The sequence below is a fragment of the Polynucleobacter sp. AP-Latsch-80-C2 genome (assembly GCF_018882185.1).
In the GTDB taxonomy this organism is placed as follows: Bacteria; Pseudomonadota; Gammaproteobacteria; order Burkholderiales; family Burkholderiaceae; genus Polynucleobacter.
In genome coordinates this window covers 1-344 of record NZ_JACVOY010000040.1, presented here as the reverse complement: position 1 = coordinate 344, position 344 = coordinate 1, and the positions used below count along the sequence as shown (strand labels likewise).

The 344-nt window shown below is 46.8% G+C and carries 1 protein-coding gene; it reads left to right on the top strand.

The genetic code is table 11. The annotated features are described in order from the left end of the window. A partial coding sequence (locus tag ICN47_RS12775) for a hypothetical protein (RefSeq protein ID WP_216220288.1) occupies window positions 1–344 on the top strand: 344 nt, incomplete at both ends.

Here is a 344-nt window from a genome sequence, read left to right as displayed (position 1 = left end):
ATCTGTACTTTAATGTGTTAGCTGGACCATTTGCTAAGCGCTTTGATGTTGACTACTGGGCCGTCGCATATCGTCCAGTATTAGCCAAGATCGTGGGACAAGATCCTAAGGCGAGTTATTCGATCTATGTTCATCCAGCGGGAGGAGCGACGTGGGGAACATGGCAACTGGATTACCACCGCAATCTCTACTTAGTACCACCCAAAGATCAGGCCCACATCATTAATGATCGCAGTGAAGCCTGCTCCGATTACATCATCACCGTCCCAATTGGCAATCGTAAGCAATACTCCCAAAAGAAAGAGTTTGAGCACTTTGATGATTTAATCGTAGATGGCCAGGTG